At 70.3% G+C, this 24,187-nt stretch carries 16 protein-coding genes and 1 pseudogene; 9 read left to right on the top strand and 8 right to left on the bottom strand.

The genetic code is table 11. The features are described 5' to 3' along the window. Nucleotides 1-20 precede the first annotated feature (20 nt). Nucleotides 21-644: a 2'-5' RNA ligase family protein gene (locus tag J8M50_RS33035; protein WP_010358185.1), complete on the top strand. Its 624-nt coding sequence runs from the start codon at nt 21-23 to the stop codon at nt 642-644. Nucleotides 645-696: 52 nt separating this feature from the next. On the opposite strand, the gene J8M50_RS33030 is transcribed toward J8M50_RS33035, so the two are convergent. Further along, entirely contained in the window at nt 697-2,379 is a 1,683-nt protein-coding gene (locus tag J8M50_RS33030; protein WP_010358184.1) for an MFS transporter, read from the bottom strand. Nucleotides 2,380-2,512: 133 nt separating this feature from the next. Between J8M50_RS33030 and J8M50_RS33025 the strand changes: the two genes are divergently transcribed. Next, nucleotides 2,513-3,190 carry a TetR/AcrR family transcriptional regulator gene (locus J8M50_RS33025; protein ID WP_010358182.1) on the top strand — a complete coding sequence of 226 codons (678 nt, stop codon included), beginning with the start codon at nt 2,513-2,515 and terminating at the stop codon, nt 3,188-3,190. Between the two features lie 133 nt (nt 3,191-3,323). Here the strand turns inward: J8M50_RS33025 and J8M50_RS33020 are convergent, their stop codons facing one another. Continuing rightward, nucleotides 3,324-4,751 carry a cation:dicarboxylate symporter family transporter gene (locus tag J8M50_RS33020; protein WP_050987367.1) on the bottom strand — a complete coding sequence of 476 codons (1,428 nt, stop codon included), beginning with the start codon at nt 4,749-4,751 and terminating at the stop codon, nt 3,324-3,326. Nucleotides 4,752-4,875: 124 nt separating this feature from the next. On the opposite strand from J8M50_RS33020, the gene J8M50_RS33015 reads away from it, so the two are divergent. After that, complete coding sequence (locus J8M50_RS33015; RefSeq protein ID WP_010358179.1) at nt 4,876-6,519, top strand: sensor histidine kinase; 1,644 nt, start codon at nt 4,876-4,878, stop codon at nt 6,517-6,519. After that, nucleotides 6,516-7,211, top strand: a complete 696-nt coding sequence (locus J8M50_RS33010; protein WP_050369153.1) for a response regulator — start codon at nt 6,516-6,518, stop codon at nt 7,209-7,211. The genes J8M50_RS33015 and J8M50_RS33010 overlap by 4 nt, the downstream gene beginning before the upstream one ends. Before the next feature lie 67 nt (nt 7,212-7,278). Here the strand turns inward: J8M50_RS33010 and J8M50_RS33005 are convergent. Together J8M50_RS33005 and J8M50_RS33000 are read right to left on the bottom strand one after the other, a co-directional pair. Beyond that, a pseudogene (locus tag J8M50_RS33005) lies at nt 7,279-9,102 on the bottom strand (tetratricopeptide repeat protein); the annotation flags it as partial. 158 nt (nt 9,103-9,260) lie between these two features. Further along, complete coding sequence (locus tag J8M50_RS33000) at nt 9,261-9,794, bottom strand: hypothetical protein (protein WP_010358175.1); 534 nt, start codon at nt 9,792-9,794, stop codon at nt 9,261-9,263. A 47-nt stretch (nt 9,795-9,841) separates the two neighbouring features. On the opposite strand from J8M50_RS33000, the gene J8M50_RS32995 reads away from it, so the two are divergent. Next, nucleotides 9,842-10,672 carry a 5'-methylthioadenosine/S-adenosylhomocysteine nucleosidase gene (locus tag J8M50_RS32995; protein ID WP_010358174.1) on the top strand — a complete coding sequence of 277 codons (831 nt, stop codon included), beginning with the start codon at nt 9,842-9,844 and terminating at the stop codon, nt 10,670-10,672. Between the two features lie 94 nt (nt 10,673-10,766). Continuing rightward, the gene (locus J8M50_RS32990) at nt 10,767-12,689 is read left to right on the top strand and encodes a tetratricopeptide repeat protein (protein WP_010358173.1); all 1,923 of its coding nucleotides are present in this window, start codon (nt 10,767-10,769) and stop codon (nt 12,687-12,689) included. Here J8M50_RS32990 and J8M50_RS32985 read toward each other — a convergent pair. Beyond that, the gene (locus J8M50_RS32985; protein WP_010358172.1) at nt 12,678-13,130 is read right to left on the bottom strand and encodes a PPOX class F420-dependent oxidoreductase; all 453 of its coding nucleotides are present in this window, start codon (nt 13,128-13,130) and stop codon (nt 12,678-12,680) included. The two genes, J8M50_RS32990 and J8M50_RS32985, sit on opposite strands and share 12 nt — an antisense overlap. 26 nt (nt 13,131-13,156) lie before the next feature. Further along, nucleotides 13,157-14,182, bottom strand: coding sequence for an ATP-dependent 6-phosphofructokinase (locus J8M50_RS32980; RefSeq protein WP_010358171.1), 1,026 nt, complete (start codon nt 14,180-14,182; stop codon nt 13,157-13,159). 219 nt (nt 14,183-14,401) lie between these two features. On the opposite strand from J8M50_RS32980, the gene pta reads away from it, so the two are divergent. From pta to pyk, 3 genes are all read left to right on the top strand, one after another. Beyond that, nucleotides 14,402-16,492 (top strand): phosphate acetyltransferase, encoded by a 2,091-nt coding sequence (gene pta / locus J8M50_RS32975; protein ID WP_010358170.1) that lies wholly within the window; start codon nt 14,402-14,404, stop codon nt 16,490-16,492. Next, entirely contained in the window at nt 16,489-17,718 is a 1,230-nt protein-coding gene (locus J8M50_RS32970) for an acetate kinase (RefSeq protein WP_010358168.1), read from the top strand. The genes pta and J8M50_RS32970 overlap by 4 nt, the downstream gene beginning before the upstream one ends. Nucleotides 17,719-17,791: 73 nt before the next feature. Next, on the top strand, nt 17,792-19,222 hold the full coding sequence (gene pyk / locus J8M50_RS32965; protein ID WP_010358166.1) for a pyruvate kinase: 1,431 nt from the start codon (nt 17,792-17,794) through the stop codon (nt 19,220-19,222). A 59-nt stretch (nt 19,223-19,281) separates the two neighbouring features. Here the strand turns inward: pyk and J8M50_RS32960 are convergent, their stop codons facing one another. After that, on the bottom strand, nt 19,282-19,695 hold the full coding sequence (locus J8M50_RS32960) for a hypothetical protein (protein ID WP_010358164.1): 414 nt from the start codon (nt 19,693-19,695) through the stop codon (nt 19,282-19,284). A 20-nt stretch (nt 19,696-19,715) separates the two neighbouring features. Continuing rightward, nucleotides 19,716-24,161, bottom strand: a complete 4,446-nt coding sequence (locus tag J8M50_RS49820) for a polymorphic toxin type 27 domain-containing protein (protein WP_059045532.1) — start codon at nt 24,159-24,161, stop codon at nt 19,716-19,718. Nucleotides 24,162-24,187: the final 26 nt, after the last annotated feature.

Genomic DNA, 24,187 nt, shown 5'->3' with positions numbered 1-24,187 from the left:
TCCATGGTGAAATCCGGGGCATGGCAGCCGAGACCGAGACCATGCGCAACCACTGGTGGTGGCGCCCCGGTTGGACCGTCGGGCGCCGCTTCTACACCTGGCATCTGACCTTCGTGGGCCAGACCGACGTACACCGCCTCGCCCGGCAGTACCGAACCGCCCTCGCCCCCTCGGGAGACGCCCTCACCCCGATTCCCGACCGATGGCTTCACCTGACCATGCAGGGCATCGGCTTCGTCGGCGAGGTCGACGAGGAGGACGTCCGTGCCGTCGTCGCGGCGGCCCGTGACCGCCTTGCCCGCGTCCCGGCCTTCGACGTCCGGATCGGTCCGGCCGTCCTGGACCCGGAAGCCGTGCTCCTGCCGGTCCGCCCCGACGGCCCCGTACGCGCTGTCCGCGACTCCATCCGGGCCGCGATCGGGGACGTCCTCCCCGAAGTCCCGGAAAAACAAGGTGGGTTCACCCCACACGTCTCCGTGGCCTACAGCGCCGGCGACGGACCGGCACAGCCGATCTCCCAGGCCCTCACCGACTTCGACCCCACTCCCGCTCAAGCACACATCTCCAGCGCCGAGTTGATCGTCCTGCACCGGGACCATCAGATGTACGAGTGGGAGACGTACGCCGAAGTCCCACTCGCCTGAGCCTGAGTCCCCGAAGCCGCTCCGGTTCACCCGGGAGCGGCACGTCGGAGGATCAGCGTGCCCCGCTGGCAACAGCCTCCTCAGCCTCCGCGGGAGTTTCAGCAACCGTTTCCACAACCCGCTCCTTACGAGGCAGCAGCAACGTCACCACCACCGTCCCCACCCCGAGGATCACCGCCCCGATCAGGCTCGTGTGCGCCACCGCGTCCGAGAAGGACGACCCCACCGCGTCCGCCATCTGCCGCGCCCCCCGCGCGAGTTCGGCCGCCTGGGTCTTCAACTGGGCCGCCTGCTGAGGGTCGGTGGTGTGGGCGGCCTGTGCCGCGAGCTGCTGCGCCTTCTCGGCGACGCCCTGCGCGACGGCGTACCCCGCGCCCACCGAATCCTGGGCCGTGGCAAGGGAGTCGGCCGGTACGCCGCTGCCCTTCGCCGCCGTCGACAGGTGGTCGGAGTACGACGTCGCCAACAGGGAACCGAGGACGGCGATCCCGAGGGAGCCGCCGAGTTCGAGGGACGTGTCGTTCACCGCGCCCCCGATGCCGAGTTCGGACTCGGGGAAGGCGCCCATGATGGCGTCGGTGCAGGGCGAGAGCGCGAGGCCGATCGCGAGGCCGAGGATGACCAGGGGGGCGACCAGATCGCCGTACGTGGAACCGGAGTCGACCTGCGTCAGCAGCGCCAGGGCCGTCGTACCGCCCAACATGCCTGCTCCGACAGTCCACTTCATGCCGAGGCGCGGGGTGAAGACGGCGGTGAGCGCCGAGCCGACGAACACCGCGCCGGCCAGCGGCAGCATGCGTACGCCGGTGTCGAACGCGTCGTAGCCCAGGACGAATTGGAGGTGCTGGGTGAGGTAGTAGAAGGCGCCGAAGACCGCGAGGAAGAAGAGGGCGACGGCGAGGTTGGACCCGGCGAAGCGGCGGTCGGTGAAGCGGCGGACGTCGACGATGGGGTGCGCCGTACGCAACTCCCGTACGACGAAGGCCAGTAGACCCACCGCAGCCACGACCGCCGCCGCGATCGCCTTCGCGTGCCAGCCGAAGTGCGGCCCCTCGATGATCATGTAGACGAGCGCGGCGATCCATACGACGGACAGCAGGCCGCCGGCGTAGTCGATACGGCCCTTGCCGCGCGCCTTCGACGGCGGGACCAGGGTGAGGGCGCCGACGATGGCGAGCGCGGCGACCGGGACGTTGATGAGGAACGTCGAGGACCAGCCATGGTGCTCCAGGAGGGCGCCCGCGACGAGGGGCCCGGCGGCGATCGCGAGGCCCGCCGTGGCCGTCCAGAGGGTGATCGCCTTGGCGCGTTCGGCGCGCGGGAAGGTCGCCGCGAGCAGCGAGAGCGTGGCCGGCATGATCATGGCGGCGCCCACGCCCATGACCGCGCGAGCGGCGATGACGGTCGCGGAGGAGTCGGCGACGTACCCGAAGACCGCGCCGCCGCCGAAGATCACCAGGCCGAGGATGAGAGCGCCGCGGCGGCTGTACTTGTCGCCTATCGCGCCGAGTACGAGCATCAGCGCGGCGTACGGGACGGTGTAGCCGTCGATCACCCATTGCAGGTCGGCGCTGGAAAGCCCCAGGTCACGGGTCATGTCGGGGGCGGCGACCGTGAGCGCCGTGTTGGCCATCACGATGATCAGGAGGCTCAGACAGAGCACGAGGAGGGCCCACCAGCGGCGGGGGTAGGGCCGCTCCATCTCCTCGACCGGTTGGTTCATGACGAGTCGCATGGGGGGTTCACCTTCTTCGAAGCAGGGGATTTGCACAGCGCCGAGCAATTGCACAACACTGTGAAAGTTACGCTGTTACACAGCCGTGTGCAACTCGATCTGCACGCTGCCGTGCAGATCACAGAGAGGCAGAATGGCCGCCATGACCCCCGCGAGCCCGCCACCGACCCCGGCCGACCCCCACGCCCCCCGCACGAGCGCCGCAGGCACCCGCGCCGACGCCAACCGCCGCCGCATCCTCGACGTCGCCCTCGCCGAGCTGCTGCGCGACCCCGACGCCTCGATGGACCAGATCGCGCGCGCGGCAGGCGTCGTACGGCGGACCGTGTACGGCCATTTCTCGAGCCGCGAGGCGCTGATCGCGACGCTCGTCGACGACGCCGTGGAGTCGGTGACGGCGGTGCACGCGGCGGCGCGCGAGGGGGTGGACGATCCGGCGGAGTCGTGCGCGCGGTCGGTGCTGGCGATCTGGACGATCGCGGACCGGTACCGGCTGCTCGTCGCGCTCGCGCAGCGGACGGTCACCATGCAGGGCATCCGCGAACGGCTCGGCCCCTTGCGCGAGACGGCCGTACAGATCACTCAACTCGCCCTGGACGAAGGGATCTTCGTCTCACCGCTCAGCGCGCCCGCGCTCTCGTACGTGCACGAGCAGATCCTGTTCGGGCTGATGGAGGCGGTGAACGACGGGCACCTCGACGCGGGCGAGGCGGGGAGATCGGCGGCGGTGACGGTGCTGACGGCTTCGGGGGTGCCGGCGGGGGTGGCGGAGGCGTTGGTGGAGAAGGCGGCGGACTCGATCGCGTCGTGACGGCGCAGTCGTAGCAACGCGCTGAAAACGGTTGCACAAAACCCCCGGACCGAGGTGGTCCGGGGGTTCCGTGTTTCTCTCTACCGGATGCCCAGCCCCGGTTCAGGCGGGGCCGGACATCCGGAGTTTCGGGTCACGCCTTGGCGAGTTCCTTCTCGCCGGACGCCGGCTGCTCGTCCGTCTCGTCGTCGTCCGGGACGACCGAGGCGTGCTCGTCGAGGAGCGTCTTCTCGTCGAAGGGAAGCTCGCCCGCGAGGACCTGCTGGACGCGCTCCTTGTCGATCTCCTTGGTCCAGGTGCCGATCAGGACCGTGGCGACGGCGTTGCCCGCGAAGTTCGTGAGGGCGCGGGCCTCGCTCATGAAGCGGTCGATGCCGACGATCAGGCCCATGCCGTCGACCAGCGCCGGCTTGTGGGACTGGAGACCGCCCGCGAGGGTCGCGAGACCGGCGCCGGTGACGCCCGCCGCGCCCTTGGAGGCGACGAACAGGAAGAGCAGCAGCGGGATCTGCTCGCCGAGGGCCATCGGCGTACCCATGGCGTCGGCGATGAACAGAGACGCCATGGTCATGTAGATCATGGTGCCGTCGAGGTTGAAGGAGTAACCGGTCGGAACGGTGATGCCGACGACCGGCTTGCTGACGCCCAGGTGCTCCATCTTCGCGATGAGCCGCGGCAGCGCCGACTCGGAGGAGGAGGTCGACAGGATCAGCAGGAACTCCCGGCCCAGGTACTTGAACAGGGTGAAGATGTTCAGGCCGGTGACGAGCTTCAGGATCGTACCGAGGACCACGAAGACGAAGAGGAAGCAGGTGATGTAGAAGCCGACCATCAGGACGGCGAGGCTCTTCAGCGCGTCCACACCGGCCGAACCGGTGACGGCGGCCATCGCGCCGAACGCGCCGACCGGAGCGGCCCACATGATCATCGCGAGGACGCGGAAGACGAGGCGCTGGATGTGCTCGACACCGCGCAGGACCGGCTGACCGGCCTTCCCCATCGCCTGGAGCGCGAAACCGCACAGCAGGGCGACGAACAGGGTCTGGAGGACCTCGCCCTCGGTGAACGCGGAGACGATCGTCTTGGGGATGATCCCGAGCAGGAACTCGGTGGTGTCCTTGGACTCCGCCGCCACCTGCGACTGACCGGACTCCCGGACCGCCTCGGTGATGTGCAGACCGCTGCCGGGCTCCAGGATGTTCCCGACGACCAGGCCGATGGCCAGCGCCGCGAACGACATGACCACGAAGTAGCCGAGCGCGATCCCGCCGACCGCGCCGACCTTGGCGGCCTTGCGGACGGACCCGATGCCGAGCACGATCGTGCAGAAGATGATCGGCGAGATCATCATCTTGATCAGGTTGACGAATCCGGTCCCGATCGGCTTCAGCTCGACGGCGAAGTCGGGGGCGATCAGCCCGACAGCGATACCGAGGGCGACCGCGGCGATCACGGCGATGTAGAGATAGTGGGTGCGGTCCCGCTTCACAGCGGGAGCGGCAGGTGCCGTATCGGGGGTGCTGGCGGCCACGGCTGCCCTCCTTGACGTCTTCGTCGGCATCACACCGGCGTGCGGCTCACGGCCCGGGGAGATAAGGGAATGCGGTGACTATCTCCCGCCCTGTGAGGGCGGTCACCCTTCCGTTCATTTAGTTCACGCCACGGACGGGAGGCAGACTGGCCACATGCACCTCCGCGTCCCCCGCCCCCGCAGCCTCGCAGGCCAGCTCTTCGGTATGCAGGCGGTGCTGATAGCGGTGGTCGTGGCCGGGTACGCGCTGTTCAGCTACATCAGCGACGAGCGGCAGGCGGAGGACGCGGCGCGCCGGCAGGCGATGGCCGTCGCGCGGTCGGTGGCCGATTCACCGTCGGTGCGGGAGGCGATCACGGCGGGGGACACCTCGGCGCGGCTCCAGCCGTACGCGCTCAAGGTCATGAAGGACACCGAGGTCGACTTCGTCACGATCATGAATCCGCAGGGGATCCGGTGGACGCATCCGGAGCGGGCGCAGATCGGGCAGAAGTTTCTGGGGCACATCGAGCGGGCGCTGAGGGGTCAGTCGTTCACGGAGAAGTACACGGGGACGCTGGGGGAGTCGGTCAGGGCGGTGACGCCGATCTGGGCGAGCGACTCCGCCGAGAGCTCACGGTCCGATGATCAGATCATCGGCCTCGTGAGCGCCGGCATCAAGATCGAGGTCATCAGCAAGCGCGTACAGGAACAGGTCACCGCCCTCCTCGGCGTAGCCGTCGGCGCCCTCGCGCTGGGCGGCATCGGTACGTACGTCATCAACGCGCGCCTGCGCCGCCACACCCACGGCATGAACGCTGGCGAGCTGAGCGCCATGCACGACTATCACCAGGCCGCCCTGCACGCCGTGCGCGAAGGGCTGCTCATGCTCGACGGCCAGTACCGCGTCGCTCTCATGAACGACGGCGCACGCGAACTGCTCGGCGTCGGCCCCACCGGCGTCGTGGGCGCCTCCGTCGCCGAACTCGGCCTGCCCGCACCGCTGACGGGCGCCCTCCTCGCCTCCGAGCCGCGCGTCGACGAGGTCCACCTCACGGCCGAGCGGGTCCTCGTCGTCAACACGTCCCCGGTCTCCGGCGGCGAGAAGCGCGGTACGGTCGTGACGCTGCGCGACGTCACCGAACTCCAGTCCCTCATGGGCGAGTTGAACTCCGAACGCGGCTTCACGCAGGCGCTGCGCTCGCAGGCGCACGAGGCGGCGAACCGGCTCCATACGGTGGTGTCGCTGATCGAACTCGGCAGGGCCGACGAGGCCGTCGAATTCGCCACCGCTGAACTGGAGTTGGCGCAGGCGCTGACGGACCAGGTGGTCGCCGCCGTGAGCGAACCCGTCCTCGCCGCCCTGCTGTTGGGCAAGACCGCCCAGGCCAACGAGCGGGGCGTCGAGTTGGAGGTCTCGCAGTCCAGCCGCCTCGACGACGGCGTCCTGCCCGCGTCCCTGTCCGCGCGCGACCTCGTCACGATCCTCGGGAACCTCATCGACAACGCGGTGGACGCGGCTCAGGGGAGTGTCGGTGCGCGCGTTTCGGTAACCGCTTACACAACGGACGCGGAACTGGTCCTGTCGGTCTCCGACACCGGCACCGGCGTCTCCCCCGGCGACACGGAGAAGGTCTTCGAACGCGGCTTCACCACGAAACCCTCCGGTCCCGGGGGGCGCGGACTCGGCCTCGCTCTGGTACGACAGGCCGTACACCGGCATGACGGGACGCTGACGGTGTCCGCCGCCGAGGGGGGTGGCGCGGAGTTCGTGGCGCGCCTGCCCTTGCGCGTGCCGGTTTCTGGAGGCGGAGCATGAGTACGGGAGCGGAGCCGATCCGTGTCCTCGTCGTCGAGGACGACCCTGTCGCTGCGGATGCGCATGTGCTGTACGTGGGGCGGGTGCCGGGGTTCGTCGCGGTGGGGAAGGCGCATACGGGGGCGGAGGCGCGGCGTCAGCTCGACCGTACGCCGGTGGATCTGCTGCTCCTGGACCTCCACCTGCCGGACGGCCACGGCTTGCAGCTCGCCCGCTCTCTGCGTGCCGCCGGGTACCACGCGGACGTGATCGCGGTGACGTCTGCCCGGGATCTGACGGTCGTGCGCGAGGGGGTGTCGCTGGGGGTCGTGCAATACGTACTGAAACCGTTTACCTTCGCGACGCTGCGGGATCGGTTGGTGCGGTACGCGGAGTTCCGGGGGGCCGCCGGGGAGGCGAGCGGTCAGGACGAGGTGGATCGCGCGTTGGCGGCTCTGCGGGCGCCGAGTCCTGCGGCGTTGCCCAAGGGATTGAGTGGGCCGACGTTGGAGCGGGTCACCGGGGCGGTGCGGGAGGCTGGGGAGGGGTTGACTGCGGCGGGGGTGGCTGAGGCGGTGGGGATCTCGCGGATCACTGCTCGGCGGTATCTGGAGCATTTGGTGGAGGCGGGGAGGGCGGAGCGGCAGCCGTTGTATGGGCAGGTGGGGAGGCCGGAGTTGGTTTATCGGTGGGTTCGGGGGGATCGGCGGTGAAGGGGAAGGCGCGGATACGGCAGAGGGTGGCGAGGTTAGGTTCGTCCGCTCGCATGAACGCCTCGGCGGCCCGACGGTAGGCGTCCCGGGCCCGGTCGAGAGCGTTGTCGTCCTCATGGACCAGCGCGAGGTTGTGCAGAACCACCCCGATCTCGTACATGTCGTCGAACTCGTCGTGGAGAGCGAGTGCCTTGTCGTAGGCCGTGATCGCGTCCTGCGGCCGGCCCAGCTTTCTGAGGGCGATGCCGAGGTTGGACCACGCCGCGCCTTCCATGGCGCGATCCCCTGTTTCGACGAAGAGGTCCCGGGCGTACGTATGGGCCTCGGCCGCTTCCTGTATCCGTCCCAGCCTGGTCAGGGTCTGGCCGAGTTTTCCCCACGCGTGTCCCTCGCCGGCCCGGTCCCCGGTCTCCTCGTGCAGGGCACGCGCTCGGGTGTGCGCGGTGAGCGCCTCGTCGAACCGTCGCAGTGCCGCCAGCACGCTCCCTATGCTGCTCAAGGCCGCTGCCTCATCGTCCCGGCTCCCGGCCTCCGCGAAGAGGGCCCGCGCCCGCTCATACGCCTCGATCGCTTCCTCGTAGCGGCTCAACCACTCCAACGCCGTGCCGAAGTTGTACCAGGAGGCGGCTTCCGCGTACGTCTGCCCCGTGGCTCGGGCCTCTTCCCGTGACACCTCCATCACCAGACACAGGTCGTCGAAGGCCCGCCGCCAGTTCAAGTACTCCGCAAGGTCCAGCGCCACGCTCATATCGTCCTGCGCGAACTCCTTCCCCCTCTCCCGCCGAACCGCCGCCACAAGTCCCGGCCTCTCGGCGTCCAACCAGGCCACAGCCTCCTCGCGTCCCGAGAACAGCGGGGGCCGTTCCTCACCGGGCAGCCGTCTCAGCCACGCATCGGCCGCGCGCGAGCCTCGCCGGTAGAACTCCAGCACCCGCTCTCGCGCACCCCTTTCCTCGCTCTCCCCGAGGATCTCCGCGCCGAACTCCCGCACCAGGTCGTGCATCCACCACCGCTTCCCCACCCGCTCCACGAGATGCGCCCGGCGCAACCCCCTCAGCTCCTCCAGCGGCAGTACCTCCGCATCGGCGAGAGCCATCAACACCCCTTCCCCCACATCCACCCCCGGCGCGACGGAAATCAACCGCAACACCCGCGCCTGCTCCGAAGTCAGCCTGCGATACGACAGGTCGAAGGCCGCCCGCACACTCCGCGCCCCGTCATCGAGTCCCGTAAGCCGATTGCGCAACCCGGCGAGTTCCTCGACGAGTTCGGCCACCGGCCGCTCGGAGTCCTCCGCGAGCAACGCCGCCACAATCTGCAACGCCAGCGGCAAGTGTCCGCACAGGTCGGCCAGTTGACGGGTGTCGTCCGCAGCGGCCCGAGCGTCGTCCGGGTCCGCGATCCGCAACGCCCGGTCCAGCAGCTCGTACGACTCCTCCGGCGCGAGCTGGGTCAACGGCACGAGCCTGGCCTTGAGTTGAGGCAGCCGGTCACGGGAGGTGACCAGCACCCTGTGCCGGGAGTCGCCGGGGAGCAGGTGCCGGACCTGGTCGACGGAGGAGGCGTTGTCGGCCAGCACGAGCGCCGCCGGCCTGGTGGCGAGCACGGACCGGTACAGCGCGGCCCGTTCGTCCAAGGTGCCGGGCATGCTCTCGGGGCGGACACCGAGCGCGCCGAGCAGGTACTGGAGTGCGTGTTCGGCACCGACCGGCTCACGGTCGTACCCGTGCAGGTCGAGGAAGAGAACTCCACCGGGAAACCACCCCCGTGCCACAGCCTCGTGCGCCGCCTCCACAGCGAGCGCGGTCTTCCCGATCCCGCCGAGCCCGGAGACGGCGGACACGATCACGTCCCCGGCCTCCAACGCTCCCAACAGCCGCTCCCTCTCCACCCCCCTCCCGGTGAACCCAACCACCCTCCCCGGCAAGGCGGCAGCCGCCTCCACAACCTCCCCCGGCGGCACGACAACCTGCACACCGATGGTCTCCCCCAAAAACACCCCACCCCGAAAATCCGCGTGATCCCCACCGTACGACCGCTCACCCACGCTCACCGCGCGTACGCCACGACCTGAGCCCCCAACCCCACCACAGTCAACGCCTCCACCCCCGACAGCACCACCAGCATCGGCTGCCCACCGGCCCCCACCCAGAACACCACCAGCGCGGCAAGCGGTACGACGCAGAACGCCAGGAGATCCACGGCCAGTTGAACCCGCTTACGGGACTTCCGCCGCCTGTCCCCCCGATGCGCGACCTCCCACCCGAATGCGGTGAACCCCCCACCGGGCACCGCAAGTTCGGAGAGCCGGGGCGCCAACTCCTCCCGTACATACCGGCCGATCGCCGAGATCTTCTCGTCGTTGACGAGGTACGTCCATCCCAGCACCACGCACACCGGCGGCAACGCGAGCAGCATCTCGCCCCGCTTGGCCTGAGCCGCCGCCGCGATGACCGCCGCGACGACGGTCAGGGTCACGTACAGCAGGTTGTCCCGGAACCCGATCCGGGCCTTCTGCTCGTCCTTGATGCTCTCGTACTCCGCGAGCAGCAACTGCCCCGCGCTGACGTCTTGTTCCGACATTCCCGTCCTACCCCATTCCCCCGACGACTTGGCAGTACCTTAAAGGCGTGCCGCACACAGCCGTGATCCTCACCGCCCTGCCCGTCGAGTACGACGCCGTGCACCCGTACCTCGGGGAGCCGACGGAAATCACGTTGCCCGATGGAACTCGCCTGGAACAAGGCCGACTTGATGGCACCGACTGGACCCTCGCCGTCGCGGAACTCGGCGAGGGCGCCCTCACGACGGCGATCCTCGCGAAGCAGATCATCACCGAACTCCACCCCGAGGCACTCCTGTTCGTGGGCGTGGCGGGGGGCCTGAAGGACGACCTGGAGCTCGGCGACGTGGTCGTGGGGACGAAGGTGTACGCCGTCCAGGGCGGCAAAATCACCCCCGAGGGCCACCTGGAACGCCCGGAGAGCTGGCACGGCTCCCACGCCCTGGTCCAGGCGGCCCGCTCGGCGCTGCGGGACCTGAGCCCGGAGGTACGGGGCCACCGCAAGCCGATCGCCTGCGGCGACGTGGTCCTCGCGGACCAGCGCTCCGACTTCGCCGCCCGCATCCGCCGCTCCTACAACGACGCCTACGCCATCGAGATGGAAGGCTCCGGCGCCTCCCACGCGGCCCACCTCAGCGGCCAGTTGGACGCCCTGGTGATCCGAGGCATCAGCGACTTCGCGAACCCGGACAAGCACAAAGCAGACGCCTCGGGTTCCCAGAAACGCGCGGCGGAACAGGCGGCGAAGGTAGCGATCGCGATCCTGCGCAAGCACCAGCCGCGTACAACCCAGGAGGGCCCCAAAAGCGGAGGCCACACGTACGGCGGCGACCACATCGACTTCAGCGGCGGCACCTTCAACGGCCCCGTCATCGGAAAGCAGACCGGCACCCCGTAAACACGGCCCGGTCCCCCGAGCGACCACGACCCTCCCACCCCGCCCACCAGGCTTCACCGGCCGCACCACCGAACTGGCCCGCCTCCTCCCCCACTTGGCACCGGACTCGGCGTCGCACCCGGTCCTGATCTTCGCGGTCACAGGCATGGGAGGCATCGGCAAGACGGCCCTGGCGGTCGAGGCGGCCCACCAAGCCCGGGGCGACGGCTGGTTCCCCGGAGGGACCCTGTTCGTAGACCTACGGGGCTACGACGACGACCCGGTCACGGCGGACCAGGCGATCCTGGCGCTGCTCGACGCACTGGGCGTACAAGGCCAGGACCTCCCACCGACGCCGGAGCGCCAACACGACCTGTATGCCGACCTGTTGGCGACCCGCGACGATCGAACCCTCCTGATCCTGGACAACGCCTCGGACCCGGCGCAGTACCTCCCCCTCCTCCCGAGCACCGCCCACCACCGCATCCTCATCACCTCCCGCGACCGCCCCGACTCCCTCCCCCTCCGCCTGATCGACCTGGAAACCCTGCCCCCGGACGACTCCGTCACCCTCATCACCCGGGCCCTCCACACGACGGACGAACGCGACGACCGCCCCCAACGCGAGCCGCAGCAACTCCGCGAACTCGCCGATCTGTGCGGCCACTTGCCGCTGGCGCTCCAGATCGCGGCGGCGATGCTCCGTCGGCGCCGACGCCGGGACATCGCGTCCCTGGTGACCGAGATCCGCGAGACCGGCGACGCGACGACCGTCCTCGACAACGCGAGCCCCGGCACGGACCTCTACGGCCGTTCCCTCGTCCTGCGCCCGGTACTTGAGACCTCGTACCGCCGCCTGTCACCTAAACTCGCCCGCCTGCTGCGGCTGTTGTGCCTGGCACCAGGAGCGGAGACCGGAACGGAGTCCGTCGCAGCCCTTGCCGACCTCTCCGCCAGGACGGTGACCGGTCTGCTGGAGGATCTCGCGGCGCGGTGTCTGGTCTCCGTGGTCGAGGGGCAGGCCGACCGGTGGCGGGTGCACGACCTGGTGCGGGCGTTCGGGGTGGGGGTGGTGAGGGAGGGGGAGGCGGGGCCGGCTCGGGAGCGGCTTCTGGCGTACTACACACGGTGGTTGGGGGCAGCCGATGCCTGGCTCAAGTGGCAGCCGGGGAAGGACGTACCCGAGTTGCTGGGGAGCCGGGAGGAGGCTCTCGCGTGGTGCGACAGCGAACGCGCGGGACTCGTCGCGGTGGCGGAGTGGTCCCGCGAGGAACAGTCTGCGATCCAGGTGGTGGAACTGGCCTGGTTGCTGTGGACGTACCTCGACTGGCGGCGGTACTACGAGGACATGATCGCTGTGAGCCGGGCCGCGCAGGAAGCCGCACAGCGTATGAGGGCCCCCTACGCCGAGGCCTTCGCGTGGGGAATCCTCGGCACCGGCCTGTTCTGGACCGGCCGGTTCGAGGAGTCGGTCGACGCCCACACCCGCTCGCTCCACCTGTTCCAGGACGACGGGGAACGCCACGCCATCGCCATGACATGGACCAACCTCAGCGCGGCACTCGACGAGGCCGGCCGGAACGAGGAAGCTCTCGACGCCGGCATGAAGGCGAGGGATCTGCTCCAGGCCGACGGGGACCTCCTCGGTGAGGCCAGAGCATTGGTCAACGTCGGCAACTCCCTCCGGAGGAGCGGCCGGACGGACGAAGCGATCGACGCCCACGTCCGGTCCCATGAACTGTTCCGGGCTGCCGCGGACCGAGTGGGTACGGCACTGGCTCTCCGCTACCTCGGTGACAGCCTGGGCGACGCCGGACGGACCGAGGAAGCGATCGAGTCGTACACCGAAGCGCTGGAGATCTACCGGGAGTTCGAGAACTGGTACTGGGTCGGCTTCACCCTCGAAGCCCTGGCCGAGGTCAGCCCGGCCGTCGACGCACGCGCCCTCCTCCTGGAAGCCGCCGAGGCCTACACCCTGGCCAACTCCCCCGCCGATGCCGCCCAAGCCCGCGCCCAAGCCACCGACCTATCCCCCTGACCCCGCCGAAAACGGCTCCACCCCCACAACGTGCCGCACCCGCACCGGCTCGATGACGAGGACCACCCGCCGCTCCCCCGCCATCAACCACGGATACCGCTCCACCCCCAGATACTTCTGAGTGAGCCGATCCATCCCCCGCTCCGCCTCCTCCCCCTCCACGAACCGCACGACCCGCCCCCGGATCTCGACCCGGTCGTACGGATTCTGCGGATCGTGGTGGGAGAGCGAAACCCACGGATTACGGCGGAGGTTGCGTTCCTTCACCCGTCCGATGGACGTGTTGACGACCACCTGGTCGTCCACCAAGTCCGCCCACATCGGCGAGACTTGGGGCGCGCCATCGGGCCCGACCGTGGCGAGGTGCCAGAAGTTGGGGGCCAGAAGGCGCGCGCGGGCGTGTTCGTCGAGGGTGCCGCCGGCTTCGTACAGAGCGTCCATGAAGGAAGCCTGCCCGGAACCGGCGCCTAGAAGACCGACTCGGCCTCGTCCATCCGCTCGACGGGGACGCGCTTCAGCTCGGTGACGGCCTCGACGAACGGGACCATGACGATGTCGGTGCCGCGCAGGGCGGTCATGCGGCCGAACTCCCCCCGGTGGGCGGCCTCGACGGCGTGCCAGCCGAAGCGGGTGGCGAGGACACGGTCGTACGCGGTGGGGGTGCCCCCGCGCTGGACGTGGCCGAGGATCACCGGCCGGGCCTCCTTGCCGAGCCGGCGCTCCAGCTCGCGCGCGAGCGCCGTACCGATGCCCTGGAAGCGCTCGTGGCCGAACTGGTCGATCGCGCCCTTGCCGTAGTCCATGGAGCCCTCGGCGGGGTGCGCGCCCTCGGCGACGCAGATGACGGCGAACTTCTTGCCGCGCGCGAAGCGTTCCTCGACCAGTTTGACGAGGTCGGCGGGGTCGAAGGGGCGCTCGGGCAGGCAGATGCCGTGCGCGCCGGCGGCCATGCCGGATTCGAGGGCGATCCACCCGGCGTGCCGGCCCATGACCTCGACGACCATGACGCGCTGGTGGGACTCGGCGGTGGTCTTGAGCCGGTCCATCGCCTCGGTGGCGACGCCGACGGCCGTGTCGAAGCCGAAGGTGCGGTCGGTGGCGGAGATGTCGTTGTCGATGGTTTTGGGTACGCCGACGACGGGCAGGCCGGCGTCGGAGAGCATGCGCGCGGCCGTGAGGGTGCCCTCGCCGCCGATCGGGATGAGCGCGTCGATGCCGAACTCGTGGATCATGTCGGAGGCGTTCTCGCACGCCTCGCGCAGGCGGTCGCGCTCCAGGCGGGACGAGCCGAGGATGGTGCCGCCGAGCGCGAGGATGCCGCTGACGGACTCCAGGTCGAGGGCGCGGTAGCGGCCGTCGAGGAGGCCGGAGTAGCCGTCCTCGAAGCCGATGACCTCGTCGCCGTAGTTGTCGATCGCCCGGTGCACGACCGACCGGATCACTGCGTTCAGGCCGGGGCAGTCGCCGCCCGCTGTGAGAACTCCGATGCGCATCGTGCTGTGTCTCCTGCTCGCTGTCGGGGTGTGTGAGCCTTCTTCGATTCTTTCATGCCGCTGTGTCCCTCCAGGGACTGGCGGGCGCCTTATCCAGGCCCGAGGGTATTGTCAAGAGGGTTCTGCTCACCTGTGTGGGTGACTCTTCGTGAACCGATCGGGCCGCTCGGAACGATCCCCTCACAACAGCACGAGATCGACAGGAAACGGAGACGACGGGTGACGCGCAGCGTGTACGTGACCGGGATCGACCGCGGCGACGGCCGCCAGGTCGTCGAGTTGGGGGTCATGGAGCTGCTGACCCGCCAGGTCGACCGCGTGGGCGTCTTCCGCCCGCTGGTCCACGACGGCCCGGACCGCCTCTTCGAGCTCCTGCGCGCCCGCTACCGCCTGGCGCAGGACGCGTCGTCGGTGTACGGCATGGACTACCACGAGGCGTCGACGCTCCAGGCCGAGCGGGGCACGGACGAGCTGGTGTCGACGCTGGTCGACCGTTTCCACAAGGTCGCGCGGGAGTACGACGTCGTCCTGGTCCTCGGCACGGACTACGCGGACACCCAGTTCCCGGACGAGCTGTCGCTGAACGCCCGCCTGGCGAACGAGTTCGGGGCGTCGGTGATCCCGGTGGTCGGCGGCCGGCGGCAGACCGCGGAGTCGGTGCGCGCGGAGACCCACAACGCGTTCCGCGCGTACGACAGCCTGGGCTGCGACGTGCTGGCGATGGTCGTCAACCGGGTGGCCCGCGAGGACCGGGACGAGATAGCGGACCGCCTCGCGAACAGGCTCCCGGTGCCGTGTCACGTCCTGCCGGACGAGCCGGCCCTCTCGGCTCCGACGGTCTCCCAGGTGCAGCACGCGCTGGGCGCGCGGGTCCTGCTCGGCGACGACTCGGGGCTCGCTCGGGATGCGCTCGGTTTCGTCTTCGGCGGCGCGATGCTGCCGAACTTCCTGGCGGCCCTGACCCCGGGGTGCCTGGTGGTGACGCCGGGGGACCGCGCGGACCTGGTCGTCGGCGCGCTGGCCGCGCACAGCGCCGGGACCCCGCCGATCGCGGGGGTGGTGCTGACGCTGGACGAGGTGCCGGACGAGCACATCCTCACGCTGGCCGCCCGCCTCGCGCCCGGGACGCCGGTGCTGTCCGTGCGGGGCACCAGCTTCCCGACCGCCGAGCAACTCTTCTCCCTGGAGGGCAAGCTGGGCGCGGCGACCCCGCGCAAGGCGGAGACGGCGCTGGGCCTGTTCGAGCGGTACGTCGACACCGCCGACCTGCTCACCCGCGTATCGGCTCCGAGCAGCGACCGCGTCACGCCGATGATGTTCGAGCACAAGCTCCTGGAGCAGGCCCGCTCGGACCGCCGCCGCGTCGTCCTCCCGGAGGGCACGGAGGCGCGCGTCCTGCACGCGGCGGAGGTCCTGCTGCGCCGCTCGGTGTGCGACCTGACGCTCCTCGGCCCGGTCGACCAGATCCGCAAGAAGGCCGCCGACCTGGGCATCGACCTCGGCGACGCCCAGCTGATCGACCCGGCGTCGAGCGAGCTGCGCGACACCTTCGCCGAGACGTACGCGTCCCTGCGCGCACACAAGGGCGTCACGGTCGAGCTGGCGTACGACGTCGTCTCGGACGTCAACTACTTCGGCACCCTGATGGTGAAGGAGGGCCTGGCCGACGGCATGGTCTCCGGCTCGGTCCACTCCACGGCGGCGACGATCCGCCCGTCCTTCGAGATCATCAAGACCAAGCCGGACGCCTCGATCGTGTCGTCGGTGTTCTTCATGTGCCTCGCCGACAAGGTCCTCGTGTACGGCGACTGCGCGGTCAACCCGGACCCGGACGCGGAGCAGCTCGCGGACATCGCGATCCAGGCAGCGGCGACGGCGGGCCAGTTCGGGGTGGAGCCGCGGATCGCGATGCTGTCGTACTCGACGGGGACGTCGGGTTCGGGCGCGGACGTCGACAAGGTCCGCGAGGCGACCGAGCTGGTGCGCTCGCGCCGTCCCGACCTGAAGATCGAGGGGCCGATCCAGTACGACGCGGCGGTGGAGCCGTCGGTCGCGGCGACCAAGCTGCCCGGCTCGGAGGTGGCGGGGCAGGCGACGGTGCTGATCTTCCCGGACCTCAACACCGGGAACAACACGTACAAGGCGGTGCAGCGGTCGGCCGGCGCGATCGCGGTCGGGCCGGTCCTCCAGGGGCTGCGCAAGCCGGTCAACGACCTGTCCCGGGGCGCGCTGGTCCAGGACATCGTCAACACCGTCGCCATCACGGCCATCCAGGCCCAGACCCCGCTCGCAGAGAAGGCAGCCCAGTGACCGCGACCCGCGTCCTCGTCCTCAACTCCGGCTCGTCGTCGGTCAAGTACCAGCTCCTCGACATGGCCGACGGCAGCCGTCTCGCGACGGGCCTGGTCGAGCGGATCGGCGAGGAGACGTCCCGCCTGAAGCACACGGACCTGACGACCGACGTCACGCGCGAGCGCACGGGCCCGATCCCCGACCACGGGGCGGCGCTGAAGTCCGTCGCCGAGGAGCTGGCGGCGGACGGCCTGGGCCTCGACTCCCCCGAGCTGGCGGCGATCGGCCACCGGGTGGTGCACGGCGGCCAGACGTTCACGAAGCCGACCGTGATCGACGACGCCGTCCTCGCGGAGATCGAGCGCCTCATCCCGGTCGCCCCGCTGCACAACCCGGCGAACCTGACGGGCATCCGCACGGCCCAGGCGCTGCGCCCCGACCTCCCGCAGGTCGCCGTGTTCGACACAGCGTTCCACACGACGATGCCGGAGTCGGCGGCCCGGTACGCGATCGACGTGGCGACGGCGGACGAGTACCGCATCCGCCGGTACGGCTTCCACGGCACGTCGCACGCGTACGTGTCCCGGGCGACGGCGGAGCTGCTGGGGAAGGCGCCGGAGGAGGTGAACGTGATCGTGCTGCACCTGGGCAACGGGGCGTCGGCGTCGGCCGTGCGCGGGGGCCGGTGCGTGGACACCTCGATGGGGCTGACGCCTTTGGAGGGGCTCGTGATGGGTACGCGTTCCGGTGACCTGGACCCCGCCGTCATCTTCCATTTGGCGCGGGTTGGCGGAATGTCCACGGACGACATCGACACTCTCCTCAACAAGAGGAGCGGGCTCGTCGGGCTCTGCGGCGACAACGACATGCGGGAGATCCGGCGGCGGGTCGACGAGGGCGACAAGGCGGCGGAACTCGCCTTCGAGATCTACGTCCACCGGCTGCGGAAATACATCGGGGCGTATTACGCGGTGCTCGGAAAGGTCGACGCGGTCGCGTTCACGGCCGGGGTCGGGGAGAACACGGCGGAGGTGCGGGCAGCGGCGCTGGCGGGCCTGGAGGGGCTCGGCCTCGCGGTGGACCCGGCGCGCAACGCCGTACGCAGCGGTGCGGCGCGGCTGATCTCGCCGGAGGGCGCGCGGGTGGCGGTGGCCGTCGTGCCGACGGACGAGGAACTGGAGATAGCGAGCCAGACGTACGCACTGGTCGGGGCCGGTCCGAGAAATCCGGCGTCTGACAACTGAGCGCGAACCCGCCCATTTGTACATTCCGCCAGACGGAATATTCCGTAGCGAAACAAACCGATAGGATCGACTCATGCGCCGTTCGAAAATCGTCTGTACTCTCGGCCCCGCGGTCGACTCCCACGACCAGCTGGTGTCGCTGATCGAGGCCGGCATGAACGTGGCCCGCTTCAACTTCAGCCACGGCTCCCACGCCGAGCACCAGGGCCGGTACGACCGGGTCCGCGCCGCCTCCAAGGAGGCCGGCCGGGCGATCGGCGTCCTCGCCGACCTCCAGGGCCCCAAGATCCGCCTGGAGACCTTCGCCGAGGGCCCCGTCGAGCTGGTGCGCGGTGATGAGTTCACCATCACCGCCGAGGACGTCCCGGGCGACAAGACGATCTGCGGTACGACGTACAAGGGCCTGCCGGGTGACGTGGCGCCGGGCGACCAGATCCTCATCAACGACGGCAACGTCGAGCTGAAGGTCCTCGCGGTGGACGGGCCCCGGGTCCGCACGACCGTCGTCGAGGGCGGCGTCATCTCCGACCACAAGGGCATCAACCTGCCGGGCGCCGCGGTGAACGTGCCCGCGCTGTCCGAGAAGGACATCGAGGACCTGCGGTTCGCGCTGCGCATGGGCTGCGACATGGTCGCGCTGTCCTTCGTCCGGGACGCGAAGGACGTCGAGGACGTCCACCGCGTGATGGACGAGGAGGGCCGCCGGGTCCCCGTCATCGCCAAGGTGGAGAAGCCGCAGGCGGTGGAGAACATGGAGGACGTCGTGATGGCGTTCGACGCCGTCATGGTGGCCCGCGGCGACCTGGCCGTCGAGTACCCGCTCGAAAAGGTCCCGATGGTGCAGAAGCGCCTCATCGAGCTGTGCCGCCGCAACGCCAAGCCGGTGATCGTGGCGACCCAGATGATGGAGTCGATGATCACCAACTCCCGTCCGACGCGCGCGGAGGCGTCCGACGTCGCCAACGCGATCCTCGACGGGGCGGACGCGGTCATGCTGTCCGCGGAGTCCTCCGTCGGCGCGTACCCGATCGAGACCGTCAAGACGATGTCGAAGATCGTCACGGCGGCCGAGCAGGAGCTGCTCTCCAAGGGTCTTCAGCCGCTCGTCCCCGGCAAGAAGCCGCGTACGCAGGGCGGTTCGATCGCCCGTGCGGCCTGCGAGATCGCCGACTTCCTCGGTGGCCGTGGCCTGGTCGCCTTTACGCAGTCCGGCGACACGGCGCGCCGTCTGTCCCGCTACCGCGCCCAGCAGCCGATCATCGCCTTCACCACGGACGAGAACACCCGCAACCAGCTCACGCTGAGCTGGGGCGTGGAGTCCCACGTGGTCCCCTTCGTCAACTCCACCGACGAAATGGTCGAGATGGTCGACCAGGAGATCGCGAAGATCAACCGCTTCACCCCCGGCGACACGGTCATCATCACGGCGGGCTCCCCTCCCGGCGTCCCCGGCACGACGAACATGCTCCGCGTCCACCACATCGCGGGCGGCTCGACGGAGTGAGTCCGGCCTGAACGACGCTGAGGGCGCTCCCTGTTGGACAGGGGGCGCCCTCAGCGGTTTCAGCCGACGGTCCCCCACTGTGCGGGGAACTCGGGCGGCCAGGGCAGAGAGGCGTCGTACAGAGCCTCCCGATCGCCCATCGCCTCGTACTCGGCCTCCCGCCAGCTCGGTCTCCCGCCGACGACGAAGCTGTCTCCGTCGGGCTCCAGCATCCAGGTGTACTCGGCGTCGGCCGCCTCAAGCCTGTGCCGCTCCCGCAGAACGGCGAACTCCTCGGGAGAGGCCCGCCGGACATGAACGCCGTCCCGGTAGAAGGGCTTGAGAAGCATCAGCTCGACATGCCCGATGTACACCTCGACCCGCGTCGTGGTCCGGTCGATCGCCAGCGCCTCACTGGCGAGGTAGAGCTGCCGGTGCGACGGATTGAATCCCACGACACGAAACAGCCGACCCTCGCGGACAAGATCCGTCATGCCTGCGCCCTCTCTTCCCGTCACTCCGGTATCGGCTCGCCGTTGGGGAGCCGGAACTTCTGCGGGTAGACCTTCACGAACTCTTTCCCGTCGTTCATGTACCAGGTGATCGAGCTCCATTCCCGGTCCCCGGTCCGCACTGCCGTACGCAGCTTGGTCATCTCCCACGCCGTGCCATACCCGCTGGACTGCACGGTCGCCCAGTCACCCGGCTTGATCTTCTCCCCTCGCTGGAGAAGCGCCTCCAGCGCCTCGTCCGCCGTCCTTGCCCCCTCCACACCGTCCAGGGTCACCGCCAGTTCGACATTGGGGTTGGCCACCGCACGTTCGACACCGACGGTCCAGAGGGCACGCACCCCCATTCCTCTGTCCTCCGTCAACTCCGCTCCGAATGCCTTTCCGTTGAACGTCCGGGCAGAGCCGCTCAGTTGACCGGCGAGGCCGTCCGAGAACGGGTTCACCCCGAGCACGATGTGGTCCCCGTCCCGCACCAGGTCCCTGAGCAGGTCGTCGACGCACTCGTTGTGCACCAGGACCGGCGTGTCCCCCGCGTACACGTAGTACGTGTGGGCCCGCTCGACCTCGAAGTTGTAGACCTTGACGTGGCCCGGTACGACGGACGTGCCGAGGACTCGGTCCGTTGTGCCGGTTCGGGTCTCGAAGGTGTCGCCCGCCCTGAGGTCACGAGCCTCGACCCACCCCCGGTCGGTCACCCAGAAGCGGTGGGTGTCGGAGGCCTCGACCTGGCCGGAGTCGGTGCGGACCCGGATCAGCTGGTCGACGGTGCGCTCGAAGAGTTTCGCGACCCGCTGGAGGGACTTGCGGCTGGTCGCCTGGTCGAGGGACCAGACGAGGTCGCCGACCTCGACGTCCTCGATGCGCTTGGCCCCGTCGGCGGTGGCGACCTTCGTACCGGCCGGGAAGCACCGCGCCAACAGGGCCCGCGTACCGAGCTGTTCGAGCCGCGCGACGGCCGAGGCCACGAGGCCGGACCCCTTGAGGCCCCACAGCGCGGTGGTGATCCGCGCCCCGTCCCGCATCGCGGTGCGTACGGCGAACGCCGCCTGCACGCCCTTCATCAGCACCGTGGGCAGGATGATGCTCCCCGCCAGCCACGCGCAGCTGCTGATCTTCCGGTTCCAGCAGCCGACGATGTCGGCGACGGCGCCGGTGGCGATGGCCTTGAGGACGGAGGCGGTGAGTTCGAGACCGTCGACGTGGACGTCGTTCTCGCGGAAGGTGACGTCCAGCGGGGAACTCATCAGGTAGTCCCGCTGGAGCGCCTTGCCGCACTTGGCCCGGTCCACGCCCGGCAGGGGGCAGGACTCCAGGTAGAAGTCCATCTCGCCGTAGATGTGGAACTGGAGGTCGATCTCGCAGCCGATCCCGGAGCCGCTGTGTGTCCCCACGCAGTCGCTCTTGGGATCGATGTCGACCCGGGTGTCGTCGCTGGGCTTCATGACGACGCCGTCGACTCCGGTACCGCCGCCGTCCCCGGTGCGCTGCCGTTCCTGCGCGGCCTCGAAGTCCACCTGCTCGGCGCGCACGGCGGCGTAGGCGGCTTCGACGGCGAGATTGCGGGCGTTCGCGGCGGCGGTCTCGGCGGTCGTGGCGTCCCGTTCCGCCCGGTCGGCGACGCCGCGCGCGGTGGAGGCGTCGTTCTCGGCCGCGTCGGCGGCGCTGCGGGCGCCGGCCGCGTCCCGCTCGGCCTCGGTGGCCGAGGCGTCCGCCTGGGAGGCGTGTTCCCCGGCCGTGTCGGCGGCCTGCTGCGCGGCGGCGGCGTCCGCGGTGGCCCGCTCGTGGTGGGCGACGGTGTCGGCCTCGGCCTTCTGGGCGGCCTTCGCGGAGGTGTCGGCCGCGTTCGCCGACGTCTGCGCAGCCGCAGCGGAGCGGATCGCGTTCGCGGCGTACTCGGCGGCGCCCGCCGCCGCTTGAGCGGCTGCCTTGGCGTCGGCGTCGGCCTTGGCGGCCAGTGCCTTGGCCTCGGCCGCCGCCTTGGCGGCCTGCGCGGCCTTCGCCTGGGCCAGTGCCCGCTGCTGTTCGGCGGCCGTCTTCGCGGCCTGCCCGGTCAGTACGGCCAGCCCCGCCGAGGAGTCGGTCTCCGCGTAGGGCGAGCCGAGTTCGATGGCGTCGTTGGCGGGTTTGACGACCTGTGCCGCCGAGTCGCGCGCGGCTGCGGCGGCCTGCGCGGTGGCGTAGGCGTGGCCGGCGGTACGGACGGCGTCGGCTCCCGCGAGGCGTGCCTCGGAACGGGCCACCACGGCATCGGCCTTGGCCTTCTCGGCCGCCTTCTGGGCGGTCTGCGCCTGTGCCTTCGCGGTGGTCGCGTTCCACTTGGCGGCCTCGGCCGCGTCGATGGCGTCGGCCGCCGCGGCGTGGGCCTTCTGTACGGCGGCGCCGGTGACGGCCACGTCGGCCTTGGCTCCGTCGGCGGCGGCCTGGGCCCTGCGGTGCGCACCCTCGGCACGAGTGGCGGCGGCTCGCGCCTCGGTCGCGGCCTCGGTGGCGTCGTCCGCCGCGCTGCGGGCCGCTGTCGCGGCGGCGGTCGCCCGGTCGGCGGCGCCGCGCGCCTTGACGGCGGCCTGCCGGGCCTCGATGGCGTCGGTGGTGCCGTCGACGGCGGCGAGCAGTGCCTCGGCGGCCTCGGCCTTCGCGACCAGGGTGTCGCGGCGGGTCTCGGCGGCCAGCGCGGCGTCCCGGGCCTTCCTGGCCTTGCCCTCCTGGGCGAGCGCGCCGTCCTTCTTCTCAGCGGTCGTACGGCCCGCGGCCTGCGCTGCGGCGAGTTGCTCCGCCGCCACCTGCCGCTGCGTCTGCGCCCGGCCCTCCGCGTCCTGGGCCTTCTTGCGCTCGGCCTCCGCCAGGTTCTTCTGGGAGGCCGCGTAGTCCCGTTCGGCCTCGGCCTTCTGGCGCTTCGCCTTCGCGTCGTCGGCGGCGGCCTCGGCGGTCTGTTCGGCGGCCTTCGCCCTGTTCTCGGCGGCCTTGGCCTCGGAGGCGCGCCGGGCGGCCTCGGTGGCGTGGGCGGCGGCGCCTTCGGCGGCGGCCTTCGCCTGGGCCTGCGCCTCCTCGGCCGCCTTGCGGCGGAACTCGGCCTTGGTGGCGTGGGCCTGGGTGTTGGCGAGGGCGTTGAGGGTCTTGCTGTCGGCGGCGGAGGCGCGAGCGGCGTGGTAGGCGGTCTCCGTCGCCTTGGCCGCCGCCTCGACCGCGGCGGCCGACGCCTTGGTGACCTGCGCGGCCTGCTGGCCGTACAGGAGACCCCGGCCGCGCGGCAGACCGGCCCTGTCGGCGATGGCGTACGCCTCGTCCTGGGCCTTGGTGACGAGGTCGGCCTGCGTCTTCGCGGACAGGGCCGCGCGGGAGGCGACGAAGAGGCGTCCCGAGGCGCGGCCCCTGGCGTCCGCGATCCACGTCTTGACCTTGGTGAACTCGACCGCTTCCGGATAGGAGGTGGGGTGGTCGGCCGGCTTCTGCCTGGTCCAGTACGCCTGCCAGTCGGTGAGCCGGTCGGCGATGAGCGACTGGGCGAGGGCCTCGCCGAGCGCCTGGGAGGCCGTGGCGAGGTCGGTGTTCGCCCGGGACTCGGCCCGCAGGATGGTGTCCCGCTGGGTCTTCTGTCCGGCCAGTTCGTCCTGCCACTCGGTGGCGGCGACGGCGAGTTCGGTCTTCAGCGCCTTGTACGGGTCCGGCGGGTTGGTGTACGCGCAGGACGCGAACCGCGCCTTGAGGTTCTCGACGTCGATCCGGAACTCCATCGAGTCCGGGGCGGGCGCGGTGGTGGGGAAGCCTCCGTACTGGAGGAAGAGGCGCGCGTCGTCGGCGTACACGGGATGCATGAACTGCATCTGCCGCCATGCCGAGTTGGCCTCGTAGTCACCGTGGTCGTTCTCGTCGTAGCGGGCGTTGTAGATCGCGGTCGCCGCGTCGACCGAGTCCTTGTTCGCGGTGGGGTGCGGGTCCTCGTAGAAGTTGCCCTCGGACTGCCAGAACTGGGCGGCGACCCACCCGCTCAGCTTGGTGGTGTAGAACGGGTTCTCCTCGTCCTCCACCCACCGGAAACCGGTGTAGCCGTATCCCTCGGGCTGGGTCTGGACGTTCAAGGACGTCTGCCAGACGGAGCGTCGGCCCCACAGTTCGTCCAGCTTGGTGTCGGCCGCGGCCTTGTCCCTGTCGAAGGCCGTCGAGAGCGGGGTGTCGGTCCAGTAGTCGTCGTCGGCGGCCGTGCGCAGTTGTTCGACGCTGCCACCGAGGCCGGTGCGGGCGACCTCCTTCATCGCCGGGCCGCCCTTGCGGAGCACTCCGCCGAGGAGGCACTGGTCCTTGCGGGTCTGTGCGGCGCCTTCGAGGTCGAAGGGGATGCCGGGGTCGTCGTCTGCTGCGGCGGTGGCCGCGGTCTTCTGGGGTGCGGTGTCCGGGAGTTGACCGCCGGTGACGGCGATCGCGGTGGCGGTGGCCAGGGCGGTCGCGGTCACGAGGCGCGACCATCTGCCCCGGCGCG

The organism is Streptomyces acidiscabies (genome assembly GCF_020010905.1).
Classification (GTDB): domain Bacteria; phylum Actinomycetota; class Actinomycetes; order Streptomycetales; family Streptomycetaceae; genus Streptomyces; species Streptomyces acidiscabies.
The sequence above is the reverse complement of the archived record's forward strand: the minus strand, read 5'-3'. Positions and strand labels throughout refer to the sequence as shown.